We start from the raw sequence: 3,371 nt of genomic DNA, 5'->3' as shown, positions 1-3,371 counted from the left end.
GTTTCGTTTTCGCGTACGGGGCTTTCACCCTCTATGGCGCGCCTTTCAAACGCTTCCACTAACGTCCCTGGTCCACGTTGCTGTCCCACAACCCCGATGGTCGAAACCATCGGTTTAGGCTCTTCCCCGTTCGCTCGCCGCTACTTAGGGAGTCGTTTTTACTTTCCTTTCCTCCAGCTACTAAGATGTTTCAGTTCGCTGGGTTGGCTCGCGCCACCCTATGGATTCAGGTGGCCGTTCTAGGGGTTGCCCCATTCGGAGATTCCCGGATCAAAGCGTGTTTCCAGCTCCCCGAGACTTTTCGCAGGTAACCACGTCCTTCATCGCCTCTGTGTGCCAAGGTATCCACCGTGAGCCCTTTGTAGCTTGACCAATTAACACTCCCAACGTTCAGGGTTGTTGAGACCCATTCTTCTGCTTTCACTTCTCTCCACCCTTTGATCCTTCGGTTTCCCGATCTCTCTAGAATGTTGATGGTTTGAAAGGCAGAATCAAACTCTTCACTCCTCGGCGGAGCAAAAAGACGCTGGAAGCTCTCGGCTCTAAACTCAAGAATCTCCCAGCCAGACACTCTCCTCACTTGGCAGTAGCAAGCAAGAATCACGTCCGTCTGGGCATCTATGAGATGCTTTCTTTATCCAGACTCACCTATGCAGTTGTCAAGGTTCTTTGCTAGAGTCACTGATCCTTGGCTCGCGCCAAAATCAGCGAGTCCAGCTTCCTTTCAACCACTCTTGACGATCACTTACCTTGCTTGGTAAGTCATCACTTGGGAATGAAAGGAGGCTGGAGTCCTCAGCTGAACATCGTCTTTGTCACCTCACCGGTCAAAATGCATCCTGTTGCCGCTTCCTGCTGGTGGTCTTCACCTGGTTGGATGGAGGTTAGCGGACTCGAACCGCTGACATCCTGCTTGCAAAGCAGGCGCTCTACCAACTGAGCTAAACCCCCAAACACGAATGGGCCATCCTGGACTTGAACCAGGGACCTCACCCTTATCAGGGGTGCGCTCTAACCACCTGAGCTAATGGCCCAGGATCAATCACTTCGACACAAGCTTCTGGCCTCTTCCCTCGATTCATTGCTTTTCGGCTTGAATCTTGGCAAGACGCGGAAACCCTTTGTGGGGTGACCTAGACAAAGTTTAGGAACTGAAAACGAGTCCATCACAACATCCTCCGATTCACCTCCAGCTCCTTGCGAAACTTTTAGCTCTTCTTTGGGTTTGATGGCTCACCTTGAGGTACCGATCGACCTTCGAGATGACAGGACCGTGGCCTGAGACGAATGTGCTTCCCAAACTTACGCTTGGTCGGCGCTCAGACATCACGATCAGTTGTGTCTCCCTGTTAGGAGGTGATCCAGCCGCACCTTCCGGTACGGCTACCTTGTTACGACTTCACCCCAGTCATCAGCCCCACCTTCGGCGTCCTCCTCCACAAGGGTTGGAGTAACGACTTCGGGCATGGCCAACTTCCATGGTGTGACGGGCGGTGTGTACAAGGCCCGGGAACGTATTCACCGCAGTATGCTGACCTGCGATTACTAGCGATTCCTCCTTCACGTAGGCGAGTTGCAGCCTACGATCTGAACTGAGCCACGGTTTATGGGATTAGCTAACTCTCGCGAGCTTGCAACCCTTTGTCCGTAGCATTGTAGTACGTGTGTAGCCCAGGATGTAAGGGGCATGATGACTTGACGTCATCCACACCTTCCTCCGGTTTATCACCGGCGGTCTCTCTAGAGTGCCCAACTGAATGCTGGCAACTAAAGACGTGGGTTGCGCTCGTTGCGGGACTTAACCCAACATCTCACGACACGAGCTGACGACAGCCATGCACCACCTGTCTCTGCGCTCCCGAAGGCACTCCCTCGTTTCCAAGGGATTCGCAGGATGTCAAACCCTGGTAAGGTTCTTCGCGTTGCATCGAATTAAACCACATACTCCACCGCTTGTGCGGGCCCCCGTCAATTCCTTTGAGTTTCACACTTGCGTGCGTACTCCCCAGGCGGAACACTTAACGCGTTAGCTACGACACCGAGGGGGTCGATTCCCCCGACACCTAGTGTTCATCGTTTACGGCCAGGACTACAGGGGTATCTAATCCCTTTCGCTCCCCTGGCTTTCGTCCATGAGCGTCAGTTATGGCCCAGCAGAGCGCCTTCGCCACTGGTGTTCTTCCCGATATCTACGCATTTCACCGCTACACCGGGAATTCCCTCTGCCCCTACCACACTCAAGCCTTGTAGTTTCCATCGCTGAAATGGAGTTAAGCTCCACGCTTTAACGACAGACTTACAAGGCCGCCTGCGGACGCTTTACGCCCAATAATTCCGGATAACGCTTGCCACTCCCGTATTACCGCGGCTGCTGGCACGGAATTAGCCGTGGCTTATTCCTCAAGTACCGTCATGTCTTCTTCCTTGAGAAAAGAGGTTTACAGCCCAGAGGCCTTCATCCCTCACGCGGCGTTGCTCCGTCAGGCTTTCGCCCATTGCGGAAAATTCCCCACTGCTGCCTCCCGTAGGAGTCTGGGCCGTGTCTCAGTCCCAGTGTGGCTGATCATCCTCTCAGACCAGCTACTGATCGTCGCCTTGGTGGGCCATTACCCCACCAACTAGCTAATCAGACGCGGGCTCATCCTCAGGCGAAATTCATTTCACCTCTCGGCATATGGGGTATTAGCGGCCGTTTCCGGCCGTTATCCCCCTCCTGAGGGCAGATTCCCACGCGTTACTCACCCGTCCGCCACTAGCCCGAAGGCTCGTTCGACTTGCATGTGTTAAGCACGCCGCCAGCGTTCATCCTGAGCCAGGATCAAACTCTCCGTTGTAGATCCAACCCTCTTGGATAACTTTCGCTACCCTCAGCTGAATTTGCCTCGTGCTGTCGGTGCAGACTGGCGTCTACAGCAACATCAGGGCCACCAACGCTCTCGCGCTGGGTTCAAAGAGTGCACTGGTCGCTTCCTGGTTCGCTCCCCTTGCGGTGAGCTCGCCTCTCCACTCCCTGTGACTTTCCCGAATCTCAGATCCGGTTCGCAACCGGTTGACCAGCCAAAGGGCCTTCCATCGCTCCTGAGATCACTCCCAGGCAATAGCGCCGCTCCAAACACCAGCACGTCGTGAGAACGCTCTGCTGCTCCTTGGTTGCTTCAACCCGTCGCTTGTTTCTTTTGACGGGACCTCACACCTCCACCGCTCTTCGTCCGTTGCTTCCCCTCGCAGGGATTCCTCGTCTCCTCGCCGTAGCGAAGGACACAGGCACTTTTGATTCGGCCGTCTACGGTCTCCCGCATTCGCTCCTCCTCAACAGTCGCAACCGACGCAGTGGAAGCGTCAGTTCCTAAACTTTTTTGGTTGTCCAGGTT

Annotated in this window: 2 tRNA genes and 2 rRNA genes; all 4 read right to left on the bottom strand. The window is 54.6% G+C overall.

What is annotated here, in order from left to right:
- Positions 1-372: ribosomal RNA gene (locus KUG43_RS03870) — 23S ribosomal RNA — on the bottom strand; the annotation flags it as partial.
- A gap of 506 nt (positions 373-878) precedes the next feature.
- A tRNA-Ala gene (locus tag KUG43_RS03865) sits at positions 879-951 on the bottom strand.
- A 9-nt stretch (positions 952-960) separates the two neighbouring features.
- Positions 961-1,034 (bottom strand) — tRNA-Ile (locus tag KUG43_RS03860).
- Positions 1,035-1,349: 315 nt separating this feature from the next.
- Positions 1,350-2,834: ribosomal RNA gene (locus tag KUG43_RS03855) — 16S ribosomal RNA — on the bottom strand.
- Positions 2,835-3,371: the final 537 nt, after the last annotated feature.

The sequence above is a fragment of the Synechococcus sp. CCY 0621 genome (genome assembly GCF_019038465.1).
In the GTDB taxonomy this organism is placed as follows: domain Bacteria; phylum Cyanobacteriota; class Cyanobacteriia; order PCC-6307; family Cyanobiaceae; genus Cyanobium.
Note: the sequence above shows the minus strand (reverse complement) of the source record. Positions and strands in the feature narration are given on the sequence as shown.